The 20,669-nt window shown below is 58.4% G+C and carries 21 protein-coding genes and 3 pseudogenes; 11 read left to right on the top strand and 13 right to left on the bottom strand.

Annotation, left to right across the window (positions count from 1 at the left end; genetic code table 11):
* Positions 1–47 precede the first annotated feature (47 nt).
* A complete protein-coding gene (locus FJ543_RS30670; RefSeq protein ID WP_064993295.1) occupies positions 48–1,010 on the bottom strand; it encodes a hypothetical protein in 963 nt (320 codons plus the stop codon).
* Positions 1,011–1,183: 173 nt separating this feature from the next.
* Here FJ543_RS30670 and panB point away from each other — a divergent pair, with 173 nt between their 5' ends.
* The 4 genes from panB to FJ543_RS30650 all read left to right on the top strand — a co-directional run bounded on the left by panB (position 1,184) and on the right by FJ543_RS30650 (position 4,495).
* A complete protein-coding gene (gene panB, locus FJ543_RS30665) occupies positions 1,184–2,020 on the top strand; it encodes a 3-methyl-2-oxobutanoate hydroxymethyltransferase (RefSeq protein ID WP_064993294.1) in 837 nt (278 codons plus the stop codon).
* On the top strand, positions 2,017–2,880 hold the full coding sequence (gene panC / locus FJ543_RS30660; RefSeq protein WP_064993293.1) for a pantoate--beta-alanine ligase: 864 nt from the start codon (positions 2,017–2,019) through the stop codon (positions 2,878–2,880). Before panB ends, panC begins: the two co-directional genes overlap by 4 nt.
* Positions 2,881–3,039: 159 nt before the next feature.
* Positions 3,040–3,765 (top strand): LuxR family transcriptional regulator, encoded by a 726-nt coding sequence (locus FJ543_RS30655; protein ID WP_064993292.1) that lies wholly within the window; start codon positions 3,040–3,042, stop codon positions 3,763–3,765.
* A 94-nt stretch (positions 3,766–3,859) separates the two neighbouring features.
* Positions 3,860–4,495 carry an acyl-homoserine-lactone synthase gene (locus FJ543_RS30650; protein WP_064993291.1) on the top strand — a complete coding sequence of 212 codons (636 nt, stop codon included), beginning with the start codon at positions 3,860–3,862 and terminating at the stop codon, positions 4,493–4,495.
* 557 nt (positions 4,496–5,052) lie between these two features.
* Here FJ543_RS30650 and FJ543_RS32110 read toward each other — a convergent pair.
* From FJ543_RS32110 to FJ543_RS30615, 6 genes and pseudogenes are all read right to left on the bottom strand, one after another.
* A complete protein-coding gene (locus tag FJ543_RS32110) occupies positions 5,053–6,276 on the bottom strand; it encodes a hypothetical protein (RefSeq protein ID WP_224655955.1) in 1,224 nt (407 codons plus the stop codon).
* A gap of 657 nt (positions 6,277–6,933) precedes the next feature.
* Positions 6,934–7,743: a galactosyl transferase gene (locus FJ543_RS30635; RefSeq protein ID WP_064993289.1), complete on the bottom strand. Its 810-nt coding sequence runs from the start codon at positions 7,741–7,743 to the stop codon at positions 6,934–6,936.
* Positions 7,740–8,752, bottom strand: a pseudogene (locus FJ543_RS30630) (polysaccharide pyruvyl transferase family protein). Before FJ543_RS30630 ends, FJ543_RS30635 begins: the two are co-directional and overlap by 4 nt.
* Positions 8,753–8,784: 32 nt before the next feature.
* Positions 8,785–9,192, bottom strand: coding sequence for a hypothetical protein (locus tag FJ543_RS30625; protein ID WP_064993288.1), 408 nt, complete (start codon positions 9,190–9,192; stop codon positions 8,785–8,787).
* Between the two features lie 420 nt (positions 9,193–9,612).
* Positions 9,613–9,794: pseudogene (locus tag FJ543_RS30620) on the bottom strand (polysaccharide pyruvyl transferase family protein); the annotation flags it as partial.
* Positions 9,791–10,756 (bottom strand): annotated as a pseudogene (locus tag FJ543_RS30615) (glycosyltransferase family A protein). The pseudogenes FJ543_RS30615 and FJ543_RS30620, both read right to left, overlap by 4 nt.
* Positions 10,757–11,278: 522 nt before the next feature.
* Here FJ543_RS30615 and FJ543_RS30610 point away from each other — a divergent pair.
* Entirely contained in the window at positions 11,279–11,533 is a 255-nt protein-coding gene (locus tag FJ543_RS30610; RefSeq protein WP_064993353.1) for a helix-turn-helix transcriptional regulator, read from the top strand.
* A gap of 209 nt (positions 11,534–11,742) precedes the next feature.
* On the opposite strand, the gene FJ543_RS30605 is transcribed toward FJ543_RS30610, so the two are convergent.
* A complete protein-coding gene (locus FJ543_RS30605; protein WP_064993287.1) occupies positions 11,743–12,132 on the bottom strand; it encodes a hypothetical protein in 390 nt (129 codons plus the stop codon).
* Between the two features lie 452 nt (positions 12,133–12,584).
* Here FJ543_RS30605 and queC point away from each other — a divergent pair, with 452 nt between their 5' ends.
* From queC to queE, 3 genes are read left to right on the top strand one after another with little or no spacing between them, the layout of a single operon-like run.
* Positions 12,585–13,283, top strand: coding sequence for a 7-cyano-7-deazaguanine synthase QueC (queC, locus tag FJ543_RS30600; protein ID WP_064993286.1), 699 nt, complete (start codon positions 12,585–12,587; stop codon positions 13,281–13,283).
* Positions 13,283–13,639: a 6-carboxytetrahydropterin synthase QueD gene (gene queD, locus FJ543_RS30595; protein ID WP_013533306.1), complete on the top strand. Its 357-nt coding sequence runs from the start codon at positions 13,283–13,285 to the stop codon at positions 13,637–13,639. The genes queC and queD overlap by 1 nt, the downstream gene beginning before the upstream one ends.
* Entirely contained in the window at positions 13,636–14,370 is a 735-nt protein-coding gene (gene queE / locus FJ543_RS30590; protein WP_064993285.1) for a 7-carboxy-7-deazaguanine synthase QueE, read from the top strand. Before queD ends, queE begins: the two co-directional genes overlap by 4 nt.
* Before the next feature lie 440 nt (positions 14,371–14,810).
* Here the strand turns inward: queE and FJ543_RS30585 are convergent, their stop codons facing one another.
* Positions 14,811–15,047 carry a DUF2188 domain-containing protein gene (locus tag FJ543_RS30585; RefSeq protein WP_086081356.1) on the bottom strand — a complete coding sequence of 79 codons (237 nt, stop codon included), beginning with the start codon at positions 15,045–15,047 and terminating at the stop codon, positions 14,811–14,813.
* Positions 15,048–15,293: 246 nt separating this feature from the next.
* On the opposite strand from FJ543_RS30585, the gene FJ543_RS30580 reads away from it, so the two are divergent.
* Positions 15,294–15,827, top strand: coding sequence for a hypothetical protein (locus tag FJ543_RS30580; protein WP_064993284.1), 534 nt, complete (start codon positions 15,294–15,296; stop codon positions 15,825–15,827).
* A 523-nt stretch (positions 15,828–16,350) separates the two neighbouring features.
* Here FJ543_RS30580 and FJ543_RS30575 read toward each other — a convergent pair.
* From FJ543_RS30575 to FJ543_RS31675, 4 genes are all read right to left on the bottom strand, one after another.
* Positions 16,351–16,896 carry a hypothetical protein gene (locus FJ543_RS30575; RefSeq protein ID WP_086081355.1) on the bottom strand — a complete coding sequence of 182 codons (546 nt, stop codon included), beginning with the start codon at positions 16,894–16,896 and terminating at the stop codon, positions 16,351–16,353.
* Positions 16,897–16,918: 22 nt separating this feature from the next.
* On the bottom strand, positions 16,919–17,164 hold the full coding sequence (locus tag FJ543_RS30570; protein ID WP_084015674.1) for a DUF2188 domain-containing protein: 246 nt from the start codon (positions 17,162–17,164) through the stop codon (positions 16,919–16,921).
* Between the two features lie 56 nt (positions 17,165–17,220).
* Positions 17,221–17,487: a DUF3892 domain-containing protein gene (locus tag FJ543_RS30565; RefSeq protein WP_064993282.1), complete on the bottom strand. Its 267-nt coding sequence runs from the start codon at positions 17,485–17,487 to the stop codon at positions 17,221–17,223.
* A 745-nt stretch (positions 17,488–18,232) separates the two neighbouring features.
* Positions 18,233–18,472 carry a hypothetical protein gene (locus tag FJ543_RS31675; protein WP_181174113.1) on the bottom strand — a complete coding sequence of 80 codons (240 nt, stop codon included), beginning with the start codon at positions 18,470–18,472 and terminating at the stop codon, positions 18,233–18,235.
* A gap of 128 nt (positions 18,473–18,600) precedes the next feature.
* Between FJ543_RS31675 and FJ543_RS32345 the strand changes: the two genes are divergently transcribed.
* Both FJ543_RS32345 and FJ543_RS30550 read left to right on the top strand, forming a co-directional pair.
* The gene (locus FJ543_RS32345) at positions 18,601–19,386 is read left to right on the top strand and encodes a thermonuclease family protein (RefSeq protein WP_176479564.1); all 786 of its coding nucleotides are present in this window, start codon (positions 18,601–18,603) and stop codon (positions 19,384–19,386) included.
* 329 nt (positions 19,387–19,715) lie between these two features.
* On the top strand, positions 19,716–20,669 hold a 954-nt coding region (locus FJ543_RS30550), incomplete at its 3' end, for an RNA-directed DNA polymerase (protein WP_140700728.1).

Here is a 20,669-nt window from a genome sequence, read left to right as displayed (position 1 = left end):
TTCGATCTGACAATAAGGGGAATATGTCTACCTTGACTATAAGTATGTCAAGCCCGCGCGAGCGGCAATTTTGTCCCGGCCCCAGCCCTGTCGTCGAGGACGGCATGCCGGAACCGATAGAGCTTTGCCGGTCGCCCGCCCGTCTCGAGGGAGGTCTCGCCAGTTTCCTCGACCAACTCTTGCTGCTCAACAAGCCTGCGGAAATTCGGCTTGTTGATGAGCCTCCCGGCGAGGGCCTCCACGGTCCGCTGCAGCTGAAGCAGCGTGAAGGACGGCCTCATGAGCTCGAAAACCACCGGCCGGTATTTGATCTTGGAGCGTAGCCGCGCAATGCCCGTCGCCAGGATTCGTCGATGGTCAGCGACCATTGCCTTGCCAGATGTCACCGCAGGCGTTGCGTCCCGCCCGCGGCCAGCCTCTTCGATCAGGGCAGATTCATAGAGCAACTCATAACGCTGTAGGGTGAGTTCCTCATTCCAATTGCGGTGGTCGAAACCGAAGGCAATCGCGGCGCGCTGCAGGCGTTCGCGTCGCGTGGTGGCGTCGCTGGCGCCCTCAGCCCACTCACTCAGGCGTGGTCGTAAGATATCGAGCACCACCGGCGTGCCGGAGCGATGATCTTCCCAGGGCAAATACTCGTACCAACTGCGCCACCCACAACTAGCGGAGCCCGCTGCCTGTTCCTTGCGAGTGAGTGCGAGATAGCTGATTGAGATGGCGCGTTCCTGGGGCTCGGCACCTATGCGGTCCCGATCGGCGAAGGTGTAGAGCTGCTCGATATAGCCGAGCGGGTGGCCGGTCTGTTGCTCGACCCAACCCCTCAGACCTGATTGCAGCGATCGATGCTCCAGCGCATAGGGGCCGGACGGAAGGGTATCCGCGTTCCCGATGGTGAGAAGACAGGGATCACTGTCAGTTACGGCGACGACAACGGCGATCAGGTCCACTTTTGCTTCGTCGGCCTTGACCGCGGCTCTGCCTTTTCTGGTTCCTTTTGCCTGATGGTTCATGTTCGCGAAGGTGAGTTGTTCCCGAATTCGGGGTTATCAATCGATTGAATTTAAGCGTTGCTGCACGAACGTCAACACCGCACAGCTGGACGATCTTTTTTGCACTTCGCACTCGCACAAAAATATGCCAAACGCGACACCCGCGGGGGGTAACGCTAGGGAAGGATGCATCGTTGAGTGCAACGGGTGAGACAAAGGCGATCACACCGCCGGATATCAGCGCGCGGAAAGGCCAGGCTCCACTCGTCTGCCTGACGGCATACACCACGCCGATAGCCAGATTGGTTGATCCACACTGCGACGTCGTTCTCGTTGGCGACAGCGTTGGCATGGTATTGCACGGCCTCTCATCGACGCTGGGCGTCACTCTCGACATGATGATCATGCACGGCCAGGCGGTGCGCCGCGGTCTGGTGCGATCATTGATGGTCGTTGACCTGCCATTCGGCTCCTATGAAGAGAGCCCCGTGCAGGCCTTCGGCAACGCTGCGCGCCTGATGGCGCAGACCGGTTGTGCGGCTGTGAAGCTCGAAGGCGGTGAGAAAATGGCCGAGACCATCCGCTTCCTCTGCGCCCGCGGCATCCCTGTCATGGCGCATGTCGGTTTAACGCCTCAGGCGGTCAATACGCTCGGTGGCTACCGCGTCCAGGGGCGGGGAGAAGATGCCGAGCGCATCAGGCGCGATGCCAATGCGGTTACGGAGGCCGGCGCATTCTCCGTGGTGCTGGAGAAGGTGCCCGAACCCCTCGCAAAACGCATCACTGCGGAGATCGCCGTCCCCACCATCGGCATCGGCGCCTCACTCGCCTGCGACGGCCAGATTCTGGTGAGCGACGATATGCTCGGGCTTTTCAGCTCCTTCCGGCCGAAATTCGTCAAGCGCTACGCCGAACTTGGCGAACAGGCCGATGCAGCGATTGCGGCTTATGCCGCTGACGTCAGGAGACGGTGCTTTCCGGCGGCGGAACATCTCTACACACACGAGGCGAGGGCCGGAGACGTCACATGAGCGTGCCGATCGTTCGAAGCACTGCCGAGCTCCGCGCTGTTACCGCGCGATGGCGTCGCTCAGGCGCCAAGGTCGCCCTTGTACCGACCATGGGGGCCTTGCATGAAGGTCATCTCAGTCTCGTGCGTGCTGCGCTTCAGAAGGCCGATCGGGTAGTCGTGACGCTGTTCGTCAACCCCAAGCAATTCAACAGTGCCACCGATCTTGATGCCTATCCTCGCACGGAAAACCAAGATGCTGCAAGGCTTGCGCCGCTCGGCGTGCATTTGCTCTATCTGCCGGATGCAGAAGAGATGTATCCGCCAGGCTTCGCCACGAGCATTTCGGTGTCCGGCATCAGCGAGGGCCTGTGCGGCAGCTTTCGGCCGGGCCATTTCGACGGCGTGGCGACAGTCGTTTCCAAGCTCTTCCTGCAGACCGGCGCTGACTTGGCCTGTTTTGGCGAAAAGGACTTTCAGCAGCTTCAGCTGGTCAGGCGCATGGTCGGCGACCTGGACATTCCAATCACCATCCTGGCCTGTCCGACAATCCGCGAAGCCGACGGTCTTGCACTGTCCTCGCGCAATCTTCGGCTCTCGCCAGCACAGCGCGCCATTGCCCCAAAGTTGGCAGCGGTCTTGCTGGGGGTGGCCGATCGGCTTGCGCGCGGCGCTCCTGTCCTTCCCACTCTTGCGGAAGCGCGCGCAGCAATCCTGGCTGCCGGCTATCGCGAAGTCGAGTACCTGGAACTTCGCCGCGAGGCAGATCTGCAACCGCTGACGAGCCTTGACCAACCGGCACGCTTGCTTGTCGCGGCATGGCTAGGCGACATACGGCTTATCGACAACATAGGAATGTCACCAATTGGTGCAACAAATTAGAGGCTCGCGGCGCTGCATCGCCGCACAACAGGCTCATTGACCAGGAGCAGAGCAATGCCCGCGATTAAGCCGACCAGCTCGCAAACGTCGAATGGATCGCCAATCATTTAGACGAAGGTCTGCGCCGAGCAACGGCACGGAGGTTTATGCAAAGCGCAGATGCATCGCGTGTTTGAAAATTTCCTCGAGCAACTCTCCGAAAGCGTCGATGCTGTCGATCTGTGTGAGACAATGGCGTCTGCCGCAGCCGCGTTAGACTTTCCGCTCTTTGCCTATTTCAGTTGCCCGTCAGCTTCCGGCCGGAAGCCGCGCTTGATTTCGAATTATCCCCCATCCTGGACATCGCGCTATATGCAATTGCGCTACCACAGGCATGATCCGGTGATCCTGCGCGGGCTTCAAGGCTGGGACACCTTTGATTGGGGTGTGGATTTAGCTCGGCAACATCTCCCGGCTTCACAGCAACGGATTCTGGAAGAAGCAGCTCGATTTGGCATTCGTTCCGGGTTGACCATGTCGATACATGACCATCGCGGCCGCTTTGCTGCGCTGACCTTGGCTTCCGACCAGCCCCGTCCGCCTCTCTTGCGGTCACTGACACGGTACGAGCAAGCATTGCAGCTGGTCGCGATCAGCTTTCATATATTTGCCCGGCGCAGGCTCGCCGAAGATTGCGTGGTCAATGGCGTAATCCTGACCCCGCGAGAATTCGAATGCTTGAAATGGGCGGCGGACGGCAAGTCGGCCTGGGATATCAGCCAGATTCTCAGCGTCTCGAAACGAACCGTGACCTTCCATCTGGAAAACGCCAAGGCAAAACTTGGCGTGCGAACCATCAACCAAGCCGTAGCACGGCTGGCTTCTTCCCGACATTCGAGATCCTGATTCCTTTCTGCGGATACCTGTAAAGGTCTACAGGCTGCATGATTGTCGGCTTTGCTCTTCGATGGCGGGACCACATCCTGCACGGAGGCGACAAATGATGCAGCTAATCACACCTGAGCTCTACGATGAGTTTTCAAGCGAGCTCAAAGAAATGTACGGACTGAGGCATCGCGTTTTCAAGGAAAGGCTGGATTGGGATGTTCAGACCGAAGAGGAACTGGAAACAGACGCATATGACGGGCTGAGGCCCGTCTATCTCCTTCTCAAAGGATCCGACTGGCGCATTCGCGGTTGCGTCCGTTTTTTGCCGACGACGGGACCGACAATGTTGCGCGACACGTTTCCGATGCTGCTTGGCGAGACCGCGGCGCCAGCGAGTGCCCGCATTTGGGAGAGCAGTCGTTTCGCACTCGATCTCCCTGCATCAACGCCCAAGGCTGGAGGGCTGGCCCAAGCAACCTACGAGCTATTCGCGGGCATGATCGAATTCGGCTTGTCGAACGAACTCACTCGGATCGTGACAGTGACCGATACGCGCATGGAACGGATCCTGCGTCTTGCAACTTGGCCGTTGGCGCGCATCGGGCATCCCAAGGCGGTGGGCAACACGGAGGCGGTCGCCGGCTTTCTCGAGGTTTCGCACGCTAGCCTCATGCGCATCCGCTGGAGGGGACGTTTGAACGGACCTGTATTATGGCAGCCGGTTCTCGGCCTGTCGGCATACGCTTAAGATCTTCCCACGCTTGAAGGCGTCATCGCGCTGCCGTTGGCCAAAGGCGTTTCAGAAGCTCACATGAGGCCTCTATCGACGGTCCGGGGGGTCCATATTGCGGCGAAGGCTGGCGGCTCCAGCAAGGGAGCGGTGCGCAACAGGAAGCTGACCTCAATCACCGCCCGCGCGCTTTCCAACGGAGCTACTAAAGGAATCAGCCTTACGGCTTTGATACCTACGTGAAGCGATGCAGCGCGCCACTGCGCGATGACGAGGAGGGGGCATCGCCGGCCGGGCCGGTCAAGCGGCCCGTGAAGGTGGAAAATCTTCTGCCCAGTCCGCGAGCGGACCGAGAAGGTCCCCCACCTTCCGCACCACGCCACTTGACAGTCCCGCCCGCCGCAGTGGGGCGGGCTCTCGCCATCCCCCCGGAAAGACCGGGGAGGCTTCGCTCGAAAGGGCTTTCCCGTCGGGAAACACACACTCAGGACACAGACCATGACCGAACTCGCAAACTTCATCCCCCTCAACGAGGACGGCACCTATCTCGATGGCGTCGTGCGCTGGCGTCTGTGCTAATCGAAACCACGTTCTTCCACAGGTGCAATCTTGCTTCTGTGAAATAAAATCACCTCGTACGAGCTTCCATATTCCGTCTTCACTCCATCCAAGCCGTATCTCTGCGCCAAGGGAGCCCATGCGCCTAGTTCATCGGGGAACACTTGATTACCCTGCTCGTCCATGACCGCTAATTTCAGGGGCTCTTTCGCCTCGACAACAAAGTACTTTCCAGAACTACCTGCATAGCCGCGTGCCGTGTTTACATCGTTTTCTGAGGTCATCCAAATTGCGTCGCCCGTGTGCCCGCTTTGCCCGCGACCGCCCCACACCCCATCCCTGTTAGCGTGGTTGAACTTTGTTCCCGCCGGAAGTTCTTCCATCTTCTTCCTCTCCCAACCAACTGAGGCTGCCTGATCTATGTGGTGAACGGTTTGTCCCTTGCCCTTAGCCGAAACCTGACTACTCGGTACGAGGACGATCACGGTCGCAGCAAGGATCATCCCCTTCCAGAAAGACGGGGGATGCACTCGATGAATCGGGATGGCCGCGGTGGCGGTCTCTTTCGGTGAGGATCTCATGTAAGGATTTCCTTGTGCTCGTTTGTGAATTGTCCGCCATCGCATCCATTTCGCGATCGTCAAGTCGAATGGAGTTGCCGTCAGGTCTGATGACCCGGCGGCGGTCTTCGCTGGCGGGTATGCCATGAGCGCGGCGAAGATCAGGCCGCCGGCCAGTTGTATCCAGTCAATGCTGGCGCCTGAAATAGCGATAGCAGGTTCCTGCGGCACCGGGCTGGCGGCCGGCCAAGCCAGTCCATCCGTAAAGCTCTGAGTAGCGGCAAGTTCCTTATGCAGATCAACCCGCTTGGGCCATTCGGGGTCATGCAGGCAGGCGAAATTCACGATCGAAGAGGCCTCGGGCATTCGGAAGGCAAGTGCATGTGACAGATGACGTATCCCGAGATAATTCACGCGTGCGACAATGTCCCGATCCAGCGTGCCCGAGACGCCTGCGGCATTGACGAGGCCGTCGATGCGTTCGGGGAACTGGGTAAGCGCTGCATCAATTTCTTCGGGAGAATCCTGATCGATGCGAAAGAACGCGTCCAGCATCACGACGGGATCCTCCAGATCGACTCCAATAAGACGCACGCCTTCGCACCGGGCGAGACGGGCGACTTCGGCGCCGACCCCGGAGCAGACACCGGTTACGACAACGGTTTTACCGGCAAGCTTCAACGGCTTCTCCATCTTTTCGCAAAGGACGGCGCTCTCGAATGTCTGATCAGGTCGCGGCGTCCTTGACCGCCGACGCCGATTGGTTGAACTCCTCGATGCCGCCTCAGACTCCCGGGCGTGCCGTTGCCCGACTCGGACGTTTCGTGCCTCAGCGATTGAAGCAGCGATACGGGCCGATGCACCGCAGGTGCTGTCGCTTATGTCGGTTCGGGTACGATCGACAAAACTGATTCTATGCATGGTGTTCATCCATACCGTAGATGCAAAGCGCCCGTCGGCTTGGACGGTTCAAGCGCAAAAGCCATGCCAACTGACAGAGCGCTTCGGCCTGGCTTGCTAAGGTATGGTTTGGCGCAGCCGGTGCCACCGAGAGACCTTCGGCCCTCGATCGCGAATGCGATACCCTCCTTTGCGGATGTCAGAAGCTGGAGAATAGAGTCCCCGCCTAATGGCCGCTCATGCTGAAGCGGTGGCCAAGATTCTCCTGAATTGCCCCTGACCGATAGTGAGTCGATTCCCTTACCTGGGCTGACAATGGGTTACGCAATTCAGGCCAGGCAACCAATCAGGCATGTCGAACTCGCGCGTTAAGGCCGTAGAGCGCAGCCGCAAACGCCAATATTGCTCAAGCCCTGCTACAACTTTGCAGCCGCCCGTCTATTCCGGTCGTCCGAAGAACTCTTTCCTGTGGCGAGCTGACAACAGACGCAACCCGGCGAGATTTCTCGCGACACGGAAGGGGCGCTTCAGAGCGCTTCTGCTTACGAAATACATCTGCATGAGGCTCGGAGTCTTATTGTGCGACCCCTGGTGTGCAACACGGTACACAGCGGCCCGGAACGGGAGGCAATTCAAGGGAGTTCCGCGCTTGGCCAGAGCTGGTGCTATACGGACGTGGCTGCCAAGCGTATCTTTGATCCATTCGATGGGGGCATCTTCGATTTTTGCCGGCAGCCCGTACAGATCCGAACGAATGATCAGCGATGTTCCGCAATAGTGACTGAACTGGTCACGACAGAGCAGAACATTGCCGCCATCGTCCCAGCGATACCCCTTGTCAATCCTCCAGCCGTTTTCGTTCGGATGCTTAGAAGCATACTGCACGATACGAGAGCTTACCAAATCGTCGTCGTCAACGATCATGAAGAAGCGGCTGCCAGCGGCATTGAGCATGCCGGCAAGAACACGGCGGCCTTTGTCGGCGCGGAATGAATCCAGAAAGTCGTTCTCAGTTGCATCGCCTCGCTCATGAATGTCGTTCGGTGGAAAGCTCACCCGGACCACCGAGAACTTATCGGGCATGACAGGAAGATCGGCCCCGTCATTGGCAACCACTATGCCTCGCCAATCGGGGTTGGTTTGATTGGCAATGGATGTGACGGTTTGGGCGAGGTTCCTCTTCAGGAGGCCCCAATCACGCGCGTTATCCTGATGCCTGACAGGAACAATGAACGTTACGGCAGTCATGACAGTCTCCAGTCTTTGACTGTGCCAACCGCCTGTTCTCTTGCCCATCTAATGCCGTCGTCATTCGACATTGCCTTGTAGGATAGATCGGTACCCCCTGAAAAAGCGTTCATGAACCGGCGAATTTTTCCGTAGTTGTTGTCCAGCACCGCGTGGGGGCGCCCTATGAGAATCGAACAGATGTGCACATGCAGGCGATCCGTAAGGATGGCCTTGCCACGGGAAATCTGCCGGATGCCGCGTCGAAAGCGGTTGTTGGCCGCGGCATTCAGTTTGCGCAACCGCACTTCTGAGGGGCTGAGGTGCAGCAACGCAGATGCCGCACCGAGCGCTTTTGCAACGCCCACCCTCGAGTGGCGCTCGGTGATCCAGTCCTCCCTTGGGATATGGGGATAGACAGAGAAATCGACCGCTCCGACCTGCTCCTTGTCCTGGCGAAGCATCGCGAGCACCGGGAAGCGGGGCGCATCAGGCTGCACACTGCCGATGCAAAAAGCCATGTCGGGGCAGAGATGCACCTGGCAATCGAACTTTTCCCGGGCGAACAGAAGGGATTCCTCGTCGCGCACCAGCAGCACGAAGTTCTTATGTCGGCCAATGGCGCGTCTGCTTTGCTCAAGCCGTTCCGGAGAGCTGTAATGGATCGATTGCGGAAACTGGACGATCTGCCGGTCGGGAAACAACTCCAGTATATGTTCCCGGAAGTCCTGGTGAGATACCCATAAGTCGCCGAAATTGCCGCCCCCATGGATAAATATGGGCCCACTCGGAGCCGTCCCCTTGAGTTCATCATGGGAAAAATCGTCCGTCGTGCAGACATAGGAAGGCCGCTTTGCGTAACGATCCTTCAAATAGGCAATCCCAGCCATATTGCCGAGTCGCCACAGTTCTTGATGTCGGGAAAATCCAGTATCGCTATCGGCTCATCGGGCCTGACGAACATCTTTAGGCAATCATGCGTTATGTCCTGCAGCGCAGCAATCAGTTCTAGTTCCTGAGCACCTGGCATCGTACCTCTCTTTTGAATTGACGAGCTGGAGATCACGCGTGGCTGACTTTGGACAGCACCTTGAAAGCGAGCTTTCTCACTTCGGTTTCCGGCCCATCCGGACGGCCCATAACGATCCAGAGAAAGAGACTGAAACCGCAATAGAGAGTTCCGCCGAGGCAGATGAGGACGGCGAGTTGGAGAACCAAGCCGGTCTGCGTGGTCTGAGCGCCAATGCAATGATCGGCGAGCGTTACACCTGCGGCCAGAACGGCCGAGCTGGCGAGCGCCCTGAAATTCGCCAACAACTGCGCCCTGACCGAGACATTGATGAGCCGCTCCACCACCACCATGTTGACGACAGCGCTGAACAGACCGGTGAGCACCCGGCTGAATATCAGCCCCGGAAGCCCCCAGCACCCCAAACCGATCGAAATCACCGGTATGCGGACAAGAAGCATCTGTGTATCACGCACGAACAGGGTCCGGGTCTGCCCCAGGCTGCAGCCCCATTCTGTCGGTGTCCTCTATGCCCAACTGCTCGGCACCGCGCCTGTCTCGCCATGGATGCGATCAAAGCTTCCTCGCGCTAGAACGGCGTGACTTGCGTGGGACCCGCCAACGCACCTCTCGCCAAGTCTCAGCACCACGGAGTTCCGGAATTTCCGGCCCGAGTCGCTGCTCGCGGACTTTGTCATCGCGTGTCTTCAATCGCGCGACCTCGTCTGGCCGCGAGCAGCACGCCACGCTGATTTTCGACATTTGCTGGAGCGTCCCGTTGCTTAAAGATAATCTTTGCGGATTCCGTTCAGCACCTCACCAAAGCGACTTTTCAAGCCGTCGAGCGAGCCATCGGGACTAAGCTGCGGTTCCCCGCGGCTGCTTCCCACAACCAGCTTGTGCACACCGCGCGGAAGCAGGCCCGAATTCAGGACCGTGCCGACGCCCACGAGCATTGTTTGTTGGTGCACCTCCCGGAATCCAGGCAACAGAAAGTCCCATAGCCAGAGATTGAGGTCGTCACCAAATTGCCGTGGCTCGATTCCCAATGATATGGAGTCATTTCGCCTCCGCAAACTTAGCTGTCCCGAGTTCCCTCAGTGTCAGCAGCAACTCAGGGTCACGCCACGCCCAACGCGCGAGCAGGCCGACGTTTGGCACTTTGCCGCGACGAAGAAGTCCGGCCTGGCTCCAAAGCGCCTGGCGACGCGCTCTGCCCTTGGAGGGTGGCGATTGACTCAACTTCCTCTGGCCGTCAGGCAAAGCAAGCTTCGAGCGCGTCGAGCGCTGCCCAGGTGTTGAATTGCTGCTGCAGGAAGCGGCGCGATGTGCGGTCGATGCGGTGAAAGATATTGACGCCCAAGCCGCGCACGACGCCCGGATCACCGCAGAGCAGGCTGCGCCGAGAGGCGAGGATTGTATCGCAGAAGAAAAGCACGTCCTCTGCGGCGCGCCGAAGAGTGGCGTCGAAACGGATTTTTTTGAAGATGGTACGGCCGATCACCATTCCAGAAAGATGGAGAAAGCTCCAGTCCTTCAGCATTGCGCTTGCAAGGTCAGGAACTTCGATGACAAGCGGCTGCTCCCCCAATCGAATCACCCGTCCGCCCCTGCAAGTTCGGATATTGCGAGGTGGTAATAGAACTCTTCGCTCGCTTGAATTGAGGCCCAGTAACAGTCCCCTCCGAAGCACAACATGCTCTCAAAAGCGTTGTGCAGATGATGTGGCAGCCAGGTGTCGTCTGAATCGAGGAAAGCGACGAGACGCGTCGAAGGCGAAACGTTCTCAAGCCCGGTGTTGCGAGCGCCACCAGGGCCGGCGTTGGCCTGCCTTATGACCGTGATGCGCGACCTCTGATCGGCGTCAAGCGCTTCCAGCTCGACCTCAGCCGGAAGAGGGGACTCATCGTCGATAACCAGAACCTCAAAGCCCGTATAAGTCTGCTCAAATACGCTCTGTAGCGAACGGCGAAGAATCCCCGCTTTTTTCTGATAAAAAGGGATGACGATTGTGAAAGAGGCCAATTCTCATCCATGCCTTCGGGAGGTCTGTGCGAGGCCCGAGTAACGCATTCGGCAATGGTTGGCCAAAGTGATTGTATGGATGATGATCATCCATGGCGTGGATAGGCCGTCTGCGGCGAGCGTGGCGTCATCTATGGCACCAATCAGCTCGGGTCTCGGGCGCACTCTCGTTTGCCCGTTCCCGTTGGCCCGGGGCGGCTGCTTCGACATGGCTAGCAGGCCAGCAGGAACACCGAATCCAGGGTTGAGCAAGCCGAACTACTGCCCCGGAACGTCGGCGGTGATCAGCCCCACTGGGTGGCGCGGGCATGGTCGGCGCAGTCGATCAGACCATGTTGCGGCGGTCAGTTTGTTACGACTTGATCGGACCCGGTTGAGCCACCATATACCGCCTCCGGCCGCTGGTCTTAGGTGCCTCATGCACCAGACCTCCAGGCTGAATTGAGTCAATTCATTTGACTGTCCGGGTCCAGAGGAACTCTCCCGAGGTGCCGGGCATCTTTGCTCTTCTTCGAGGTGTTTATGAAAGATTCACGCATTCCCGAGCCGGTGTTGACGGCCATGTCGGCGGGGACCCACATCACCCGTGCTTATCGTGAGCACCTTGGATATTCCGTCGAGGACCTGGCAGTGGCGTGCGGGCTTGCCGCTGAGGAAATCCTGAACATTGAGTCCGGTCTGAGATACAACAAGGGTTATAGGGACCGGATCGCAAAATCGCTGTCCCTACCCGCCGGAATTCTTGAGACGGAGGCGGACATATTGGACGCTGCCTGATCGGTGGAAGGCCGGTTTCCCGTTGGTTGCCGGGAAACAGGTCTCTCGTTTTCGCATTGTTGGAACCCAGCGTTTGCGCCACAGGTCCGTTTGCCCAGGATATCACCAACGCGAGCAGCAGGTGCCATACGCGCCCGGAGAGCCTAGCTCGGGCGCCGCTCGCGGCGCGTTCGGGGGGAATGCAGGATCACACATGCATTCCAGTCACGCTAACTGCCAAGCAGATGACCGGCATTTCGTAGGGCGGCGAGGAAGGGGCCGGCATGGACGGTGATATCGATCTTTGCCTGCGTTGAGAGGGGCATGCTTGTCCAGTTCTCCAAAGGCGCCATCAGATCTGAGAACGTGTCATTCACCATGCAATAGTGGGTAAGAAGGCCCTGCCTGTCCAACGCGACCACGCCAGTTTGTTCGCCTCGATACCGGATTGCCGCGATTCGCTGCACCTGCGGGTCATCGTCGACCCGCACGTCGAAAACCAATGTACCCTGGCTCCTCGCGGCTATCTCCGCGGCTCTTTCGCTGAAACTTGATGAGAGAGAGCGGACGCTTTCGACCGCCATCTGGAAAATCGCCCAATCCAGTTCCTGCGAGGCCATGTCGGCAATTGCGCGTAGTAGAGGGGTGATTGCAACGACGCATGCGGCTTGTTCACAGATGTCGGCTGACGACCGATCCTAACCGGGGTTCTGCCGCCCATCGTGCTGTCCGATTCGGACTGATGCTGAAGCGAGGGGGCACGCCCACTGAACTACCTCTCGGCACCACGCTCACTCCCTTGCTCTTGTTAGGCAGCGCGTGGCCTCCGCAGCCTCCGCTCTCCCACGAGTACGGGAATTCTTCCCAAGCCATATCGCGAGGCTTCGCATTTGTGATTCTAAGCGTATGCCCGGGTTTGAACATTGACCTAAGGAGGCTGCGCGGTGTCGCGACCCAGCCGCACCCTCGGCGAGTCAGCGCCACAGGGTTCACAAAGTTGACTGGCTGGGCTAGGGGGAGCGCAGAGAAATCTCCGGTCGCAGCCTTACCCGGTCAAAACAAGGATACCACGATGAAGACTCTCGTCATCTGCTCCGGCGGATTGGACTCCGTTTCCCTTGCCCACAAAGTGGCAGCGGAGCACGAACTTGTCGGGCTGCTGTCCTTCGACTACGGCCAGCGGCACAGCAAAGAACTGAAATTCGCCGCGATGTGCGCGCAGCGATTGGACATTGCGCATCAGATCATCGACATCCGCCAAATCGGCCGCGGCCTTTGCGGCTCCGCGCTCACCGATGGTGTCGACGTGCCGGACGGCCACTACGCCGAAGACACCATGAAGATCACGGTGGTGCCGAACCGAAACGCCATCATGCTGGCCATCGCCTTCGGACTCGCCGCCGCGCAGCAGCTCGAAGCAGTGGGGATGGCCGCTCACGGCGGAGACCATTTCATCTATCCAGACTGCCGTCCGGCCTTCATCGAGGCTTTCCAGACGATGCAGAACCGAGCGCTCGACGGAGACGCGCAGATCCGTCTTTATACGCCTTATGTGAACCTCACCAAGGCGGACATCGTCGGCGATGGAGCAAGGCACGGGACCCCATTTGCGCAGACCTGGTCCTGCTACAAGGGCGGCGAACGTCACTGCGGACGGTGCGGGACCTGCGTCGAGCGGCGCGAAGCGTTTCATCTGGCGCAGCACGCCGACCCGACCGACTATGAGGACACCGATTTCTGGCTTGAGGCGCTGCGGAGGCGGAGCGCCTGATGTTCCGCATTACCAAGGAATTCCACTTCTCGGCCTCGCATCAGCTCACCTCCTTGCCACCCGAGCACCAGTGCGCGCGACTGCACGGGCATAACTACATCGTCGTAGTGGAGCTCTCGGCCAAGGAGCTGAACTCGCACGGCTTTGTGCGCGACTATCACGATCTGGCGCCGCTCAAACACTATATCGACGAGAGCTTGGACCACCGGCACCTCAACGACGCGCTCGCGCATGAGCAGGTCACAGCGGAATACCTGGCCAGGCATTTCTATGAATGGTGCAAGGCACGGCTGCCGGAAACCGCCGCCGTGAGGGTGAGCGAAACCCCTAAAACCTGGGCGGAGTACCGGCCGTGACCGACACGCGGCCCGCAATCCGGGTCAGCGAGATATTCGGGCCGACGATCCAGGGCGAGGGCGTGCTCATCGGTTTGCCGACCGTCTTCATCAGAACCGGCGGGTGTGACTACCGCTGTTCCTGGTGCGACAGCCTCCATGCGGTTGACAACCAATTCCGCGATGAATGGAAGATGATGCCAGTGGACGCGGTGTGGCAAAACGTGGTTGCGCTTTCCGGCGCCCGGCCAGTTATGGTGTCCCTGTCGGGCGGCAACCCCGCCATTCAGCCCTTCGGCGGCCTGATCGAGCGGGGCCATGCTGAAGGTTACCGCTTCGCGCTGGAAACCCAAGCTTCGGTGGCCAAGGACTGGTTTGCCGAGCTTGACGTACTGGTCCTCAGCCCAAAGCCGCCGTCGAGCGAAATGAGGACCGATTGGGTTGCATTCGAGGCTTGCATCGAAGCGGCGCGGGAGAAGCCGCAAGTCGTGCTCAAGCTCGTCGTTTTCGACGAGAGTGACTACGCCTTCGCCAAAGACGCCGCCGCCCGATTTCCACGTCTCCCGGTCTATCTGCAACCCGGCAATCACACGCCACCGCGCCGTGGCGAGGAAGACGCAGCTGTCGACCTTGCCGGAATCATGAGGCGCATGGAGTGGCTGATCGAAAAGGTGACGCGAGACAGATGGTTCGAAGCCCGCGTATTGCCGCAGCTGCATGTTCTGCTCTGGGGTAACAAGAGGGCCGTCTAGGTCTCGCTCGCCGGTGTGGGAACTGCACCAATCTTATCCTCGGCCAGAATCTGGCGCCGTCAGCGCCGGACGGAACTAGAGCCCGTGCGCCTGTCGCGCCGCTGCTATGGCTTGGGTAAGCCCCCTCACGCCGACGTCAGCACCTTCTGGACCGCAGAAGGTGAACACCGGGCCTCTTTGGCTGCCTCACAGACCGTCCCTCGGCCTTCAGGGCCTTGATCAGGTCATGGTCTAGCGTCACCGGCCTGCCGGTCTTCCACGGCTCGCTTCAGCTATTTGACCGGGCCGCCTTGTGAGGCTGACGCGGCGCCAATCTTTACGGGCCTCTACGATGCGGCAGGCAACAAGGTCTACCGCTTAGTTGAGCGTCGGCCAGTTGGCTTTGTTTGGCGCACCCAGAGGTTGACCACTTTGTGCTACGCAAGCTCTGACGCCGCAACTTAACCTTTGGTTTTTCGTGGGTCTGCACCGTAGGTGCGTTCCTCGCGAATTGTTCCCTTTGCCTTGTGCAAAACCGCTTGGGCGAGGCCGCCAGCCTTATGAACAGCGCGACCTGCGGCCGTTGCGGCGGCCTCAGATGCTTTCTGGGTCTTGTGATCGGATACGGTGTTTCCGCCTTGCGTCACCTTCCAACCGCTCTTTGACGGCGACGAGTGAAATACAGTTCGTTTTGCCATTCGCATACTCCCATAGATGAACCGGCAAGCGCCGGAGTTTCGCGTGCGTAAACGTACGCACGCCAGAGCCGACTGCGGTGGAGTTATTTGTGGAAGACTAGTGTAAGAGGTTACTTCTTAGGTGGCTTGGGCGGTGGCGGCGGCGCAGGCTTGGGTGGCGGTGGCGGAGAAGGTCTGGGGGCCTCGTGCCTAACACCTTTGCGTTCTCCCGGCGGTTTCTCAGGTTGAAATTCGAAAGATGGAATCATGGCTTCCTCACTTAGTTCTCGCCTCGAAAAGGCAGACAACGATACGCTAAAGGAAATCTTGCGGGAAGCTGAGAGCCGACTTGATGCACAACTAACAATGGCTTTGGCAGCAGATTTGAGGGCGATGACGTTGCTCGGTTTCATGGTTGCGGTTGTCGCCGTAGTCGTCGCTGGCACGCTTGCTATCTATAAGTCCGAACACGTCGACATCTTCTTTGGTGCCGTTGGACTATTTGCGACGTTTGGGATGTCGGTTTCATCCTTTTACGCTTTTGAGGCGGCCAAGCCGATAGACTTTGATGCTGTGGGCAATTATCCCTCCGGCTGGGCATCTGATGCAGAAAGTGGGAAGCCGCTCCACATCGCCCTAGCTGAAGTCTGCGCCCATTACGATGAGATGCTGAAATCCAACAAGGCTGCCATGAAGAGCAGTAGCGAACACTTGCTGTGGTCCTCGCAAGTCGCACTAGGAACGATGTTTGTGTCCGCCTTTTTGGTGGCATGTCGTATCTTGCACCTGTTTCCCTACTGAAGGAGGGGAGGGCTGGGTACGATCTTGATGAACTAGATGCGACGAGAAGCGCGCAAGACCTAATCCGAAAGTTATGTTTGGAAAGGTAGGATCTGGCCCACGGTGTAGGGTGGTCGGATATCTAGGGCCGATGGTCCTAAGGACCGGTGGTGGCTGCAAAAAGCGTTGAGCAATTGCGGCTTTCCGGGACGCTTGCCAAGAATCCGGATACGTCAATCACTTCGAGCCGCCCGACGATCGGCCGATCGGTGAGCCATACGAATGGCTGTCGGCGCCAGGGCAAGCGGCCTGGAAAGAGATGGCGCCGACTTTGCTGCGGTATTGCCGCCGCGGGATTGTCGGTCTTACCGCGCTACTAGTTGGGAAAATGCGCAGCGGAGATCTGGGTGTTGCGGGCCTGAGAGCGCTCAACCAATGCCTGGGCTCACTTGGAGCCACGCCGGCGTCGTTCCCAAAGGTAGGTTGGGCGCCGCCTTCGGATGACCACGACGATTCTGCAGCCGAGTACTTTCGATAGGCGCGTTCAAGGGAGAATGTTCGGCGGCTCAACGTCAACGCAGCCATAGGCGCGGTCCGTCGCCAAGCCGCCTTCCTGCCTATATTCTGCCTTGAAGCAAAAGCGAAATGACTTCGGCTTCACGTCAGTTCTCCACCCACATCTAAAGGGTATGACCAGTTCATGCGGCACAGCGTTCATCCCGCATCCCTTCACACGGTGCGGGATTGCAAATTTCTTTGTTCGCCCGCCTTGTTTGACTGCCTCGATGATAGACCCAATCACACCGGTCAGGTCGTCATGATCGGTAAACACGATTACATCGTCCGGGTATTGAAACGACAACTCATGGACAAGCAACGCTCGTCTGTTGTGGTTCAGAATCTCGAATTTTAGGCTAGCCTGCCGTGAATACTCAACATACTCAGCCTGGTAGACGCCAAACGTAGGATTCACCTCACCAAGCACGGCGTCAGCTTGCCGTTTGGCTTGTGCGGCCGACAGCCATGCTAGCAGGGCGGAGATCAAAGAAACAGCGACCGCGACAGCGGCAATCCAATCAGAAGTCACCATGCCGAGGGCTTTCTCTATGCGGCTAACCGGGCGTTTTCTTAGGGTCGCGATCGCGGGGGAACGTTCTCTCCTCTTCATATCCGCCGCGCTTTTTCTCAATCCGGACAGAGCCGCCATCTTTCCCAATCGCGCTGGATAGAACGCCGCCAGCGGTGGCATCCGCTTTAGTTTCGAACCGCTTAGTAGCGCGGTCGGCACCATCTTTATGCAGTTTCCAGTCCTGTTTTTTCTTGTCAAACGACAGAGTGTATGTCGGCAGTTTGGTCATAGGATAATCTCCGAGAAGAAAGTGATGGCGGGCCGAAACCCGCCATCGTTAGAGCGTTACGGACACTCAGGAAGCGCCAGCAAATTATCGTTCCACTGGCCATCCGCGTGAGTGCGGACGTATTTCTCGTTGGGGCCATTGACCACAGCGACGTTGGCGCGCTTTCCGCCTACCGATGTGTAGAAAGTATGCGTGCCCGCTTCGATCCATTGGATCACTTGTGATCTCGACCATTTCCCGGTGGAGTTGCCGAGGTTTGTAATAGCCTCGTGCTTGTTCTCACGTGGGACTTTGTTGATGCAAGTTACCTGCACGTCTGCCATTGCAATTGCTCCTTTCGAGCGCTTTGCGGAGCAATTGGGAATGGCAGGGCTTGGGAGGATGTCTGACCATTACGTAGCTCCTGTGGCTTGTCAAAAACGCCTCAGGACGCTAGTTACCGACCTGCTATGGAGCGGACACGCGGTCTTGTTCGTCCACTCGGCACCACAAGACCGTGAGTACGCAACAGACAGAGGCAGACGGCGAATCACCGTCTGCCTCTTTTTTATGCAAAAATGGCATTCCAGTAAATGGCCAGTAACGTTTTGTTAACAATATAGTGACGCTGAGATAGTCAGCTTTGCTGTCGTATCGTCACTACCTCGTGGTCCGCCCAATCCTTTGAACGCGGCGCGCCATCATTTCCTTTTTACAGCAATCCGCAGATGTCAAAATACCCACCGCGCCCGGCGCGATCGACCGCCATGGAGTAAGCAATGGCTGCAAGTAGCGACGACCTGCTAATTAGCATTTCGACCGACCTCTCTACGCTGCAGGCGCGCATCAACGACATGGTCGGTATCGGTGCGAAGGGCCAGCAAGGAGCGGAACGGCGTCCTAGCGGACCAGGGGCGTGAGCTTGAGGCTCTGCGAACGAAATACAGCCCGCTGTTTGCCGCCCAGCAAACATACTTGGGAGTCTCAAAAACATTAAGATGGCGCAGGCGATCGGCGCAATTAGCGCGGATGAGTCCGCAGCTGCCATCGCGCGCGAGAAGGCTTCCTTTGCTGCGAACGTTGTTGCCATCAATACCGTGGCGAGCGCTCACCAAGCGCAATGCGCTCTCCCTTAACGCGTCCGCTGACAACTATCTCTTCTTGCATGCCGAGCTTGGCGTAGCGTTCGCCTTTAACGGTGGGACGGAACCATCGCTCCCGTGGATCGGCCCGTTCTCGGTCGCCAATGCCGTCGCAACCGGCGGCGTCAGCAGCATCGTGCAGGGGCGTTACGGTGCACAATACCAATCCGGCAATTCCGATCATCAAGCAACAGCCGTTCTTCTAGGCCTCCTTGGGCCATGCGCACATGATTTCGGTCCTCTCCCGCGTCCCACATCGGACTTGTATGCTGCACCGGCCGCCCAGTATTGTTGCGAAGGGGCGGGGCCACCGAAATGGAGCCTGAGGACGATCTGAAATCCCGTATCGAGGCTGCATTGGTTCGCGGCCACCTTAGCCAATGGCAGCGCCAGTTCCTCCTCGATATGCGTGACCGATTGGTGAAATACGGCCCGCGCACGCGGTTGAGCGCGAAGCAGTGGGCGAAGCTCTATGAGGCGATAGGACCCGCACATCCAGGCACCTACAAGCCCCCATCGCCGCGTTGGCGACCGCGCCGTTGGCGCAACCCACTCGTTCGGGAGGTTCGATACTTGGCAGGCAGGTTCGTCAGAACCTTTGGGATCGCTCTCGCATTGGTCGTCGGGTCCCTGATCTATTCGTTCGTTGTCAAGGGCGGCCAAATCACTTGGCCAAGCATGCCCTCCTTCGCGAGGTCAGACGCAGCAGGCTACAGGGTGCCACTTGCCAGAACCCAGTTCACCGTAACGGACGGAGATACCATTCGGCTCAACAGTTCCGCGAAGGGGACCCGGCTGGTTGGCTTCAACGCACCCGAAAGCATCGAGCCAAGGTGCGACTCTGAGGGAAACCTCGGGCGTCGAGCGAAGGCACGCCTCAAAGAGTTGGTTGCTGCGGCGAAGCTTGAGCTGAAGATGGTTCCATGTTCCTGCCCGGCAGGCACTGAGGGCACCGACAGGTGCAACTACGGGCGAAGTTGCGGCTCACTCTTTGCCGATGGCCAAGATGTGGGCGACATATTGGTGTCAGAGGGGCTGGCCGTCCCGTTCGCCTGCGGCTCTACAAGCTGTCCGCCAACGCCCCGCCCTTGGTGCGGATAGGATAAGACGCCTTCTCGCACAATGGTGTCCCAGCTCTGGCCCTTCCGCAGCATGTCCATGATCGCCTCGCTACGCTCGGCGTCTTCGGGACGGACCTTCATGTGACCCTCGGCCTTTGCCTTGGCGATCCCCTTGAGCCTGCCTGCGCGTCGGTCGTCATAGTACTTGCGGACAATGGCCGCGAGCATGTCGACCAGCATCCCGTTGATGGCGTCGAACATGGGTCCGGTGAAGGCGTCCTCGGTCTTCAGCATCATGTGCGAGGTCGGCAAGTCCAGCGCACCTTTGGAAACCCATCATTTGGCGTTGGCAATTTTTAGGAAACCCATGTGAATTACCCTGATCTTCCGTATCGTGGGCTCGGGGAGCGTATTTTTGGACAAGCTTCAAGTCATGCTATCGAAGGGCTACTTTCCAAAAGAGCTGCCGCCCCCTTTATAACCGAGGATTTCGGCGAGTATGCGCGGGAATTGTTGGCGATATGGGCCGCGAGCGGCCCGCTGAAGCCCAGCCATGCAAAGCATCAGAAATTTTGGGAGATAAGCGAGACTGAACCCGAACTCTACTCGACGCCAAAAGCGAAGAACGAGCGTCGACAACTGCACATTACAAACCCAGTGCCCCAGCTTCTGCTCGCTTCGGTTATGACAAGGAACTGGGCGACTATATCTCGCTGGCTGGACCGGCAGCGATTTAGCTTCTCCAGAACCATGATCTCATCCAAATCGTACAGGGCGATTGAGGAGCCCGACTTCAAGAGCAACGCGGTGCACAAACAACTCATTCGAGCTACCTACGATGTAGAGGTCAAATCAGACGTTCTTCGCTTCTATCCATCCATATACACCCACTCGGTGCTTTGGGCGGCCTATGGTAAGGAACGGGTCAAGAAAAACCGCAAGAAGTATAACGACAGCTTGGGTGATCGAATCGACGTACTTCTCCGTAAATGTAATCGAGGTCAGTCCGTGGGCATCCCGATAGGGCCCGATACATCCCGTATAGTCGCGGATATTCTCTCAGGCTACATCGACAGCAGACCGATGCTGAGGACCGGTCTTCAGCGCGGCGCAGCCGATCGCCTGCAGGATGATTGGGTAATAGGAACTGAAACTGTTGGTGATGCAGAACGACTGCTTTCTGCGTTACGGACGACCTACCTTGAGGTAGGTTTAGAAATTCACGGAGGAAAGACATCAGTTATCGGTAAGACCGTATGTCCGCTTCTGCCGGTGAGGTGGCTCACCCTACACTGCGCGTCCGAGGGTTGCTCGGGCGGTCCG

Origin of the sequence: Mesorhizobium sp. B2-5-7 (assembly GCF_006440875.1) — a bacterium.
Taxonomy (GTDB): Bacteria; Pseudomonadota; Alphaproteobacteria; order Rhizobiales; family Rhizobiaceae; genus Mesorhizobium; species Mesorhizobium australicum.
The sequence above is the reverse complement of the archived record's forward strand: the minus strand, read 5'-3'. Positions and strand labels throughout refer to the sequence as shown.

Excerpts from the sequence above, each read along its gene's own strand:
- FJ543_RS30670 (WP_064993295.1), bottom strand. The coding sequence starts at position 1,010 with ATGAACCATCAGGCAAAAGGAACCAGAAAAGGCAGAGCCGCGGTCAAG.
- panC (WP_064993293.1), top strand. The coding sequence starts at position 2,017 with ATGAGCGTGCCGATCGTTCGAAGCACTGCCGAGCTCCGCGCTGTTACC.
- FJ543_RS30655 (WP_064993292.1), top strand. The coding sequence starts at position 3,040 with ATGCATCGCGTGTTTGAAAATTTCCTCGAGCAACTCTCCGAAAGCGTC.
- FJ543_RS30650 (WP_064993291.1), top strand. The coding sequence starts at position 3,860 with ATGATGCAGCTAATCACACCTGAGCTCTACGATGAGTTTTCAAGCGAG.
- FJ543_RS30635 (WP_064993289.1), bottom strand. The coding sequence starts at position 7,743 with ATGACTGCCGTAACGTTCATTGTTCCTGTCAGGCATCAGGATAACGCG.
- FJ543_RS30625 (WP_064993288.1), bottom strand. The coding sequence starts at position 9,192 with ATGCTTCTTGTCCGCATACCGGTGATTTCGATCGGTTTGGGGTGCTGG.
- FJ543_RS30610 (WP_064993353.1), top strand. The coding sequence starts at position 11,279 with ATGAAAGATTCACGCATTCCCGAGCCGGTGTTGACGGCCATGTCGGCG.
- FJ543_RS30605 (WP_064993287.1), bottom strand. The coding sequence starts at position 12,132 with ATGGCCTCGCAGGAACTGGATTGGGCGATTTTCCAGATGGCGGTCGAA.
- queC (WP_064993286.1), top strand. The coding sequence starts at position 12,585 with ATGAAGACTCTCGTCATCTGCTCCGGCGGATTGGACTCCGTTTCCCTT.
- queD (WP_013533306.1), top strand. The coding sequence starts at position 13,283 with ATGTTCCGCATTACCAAGGAATTCCACTTCTCGGCCTCGCATCAGCTC.
- FJ543_RS30585 (WP_086081356.1), bottom strand. The coding sequence starts at position 15,047 with ATGGCAAAACGAACTGTATTTCACTCGTCGCCGTCAAAGAGCGGTTGG.
- FJ543_RS30580 (WP_064993284.1), top strand. The coding sequence starts at position 15,294 with ATGGCTTCCTCACTTAGTTCTCGCCTCGAAAAGGCAGACAACGATACG.
- FJ543_RS30575 (WP_086081355.1), bottom strand. The coding sequence starts at position 16,896 with ATGGTGACTTCTGATTGGATTGCCGCTGTCGCGGTCGCTGTTTCTTTG.
- FJ543_RS30570 (WP_084015674.1), bottom strand. The coding sequence starts at position 17,164 with ATGACCAAACTGCCGACATACACTCTGTCGTTTGACAAGAAAAAACAG.
- FJ543_RS30565 (WP_064993282.1), bottom strand. The coding sequence starts at position 17,487 with ATGGCAGACGTGCAGGTAACTTGCATCAACAAAGTCCCACGTGAGAAC.
- FJ543_RS32345 (WP_176479564.1), top strand. The coding sequence starts at position 18,601 with ATGGAGCCTGAGGACGATCTGAAATCCCGTATCGAGGCTGCATTGGTT.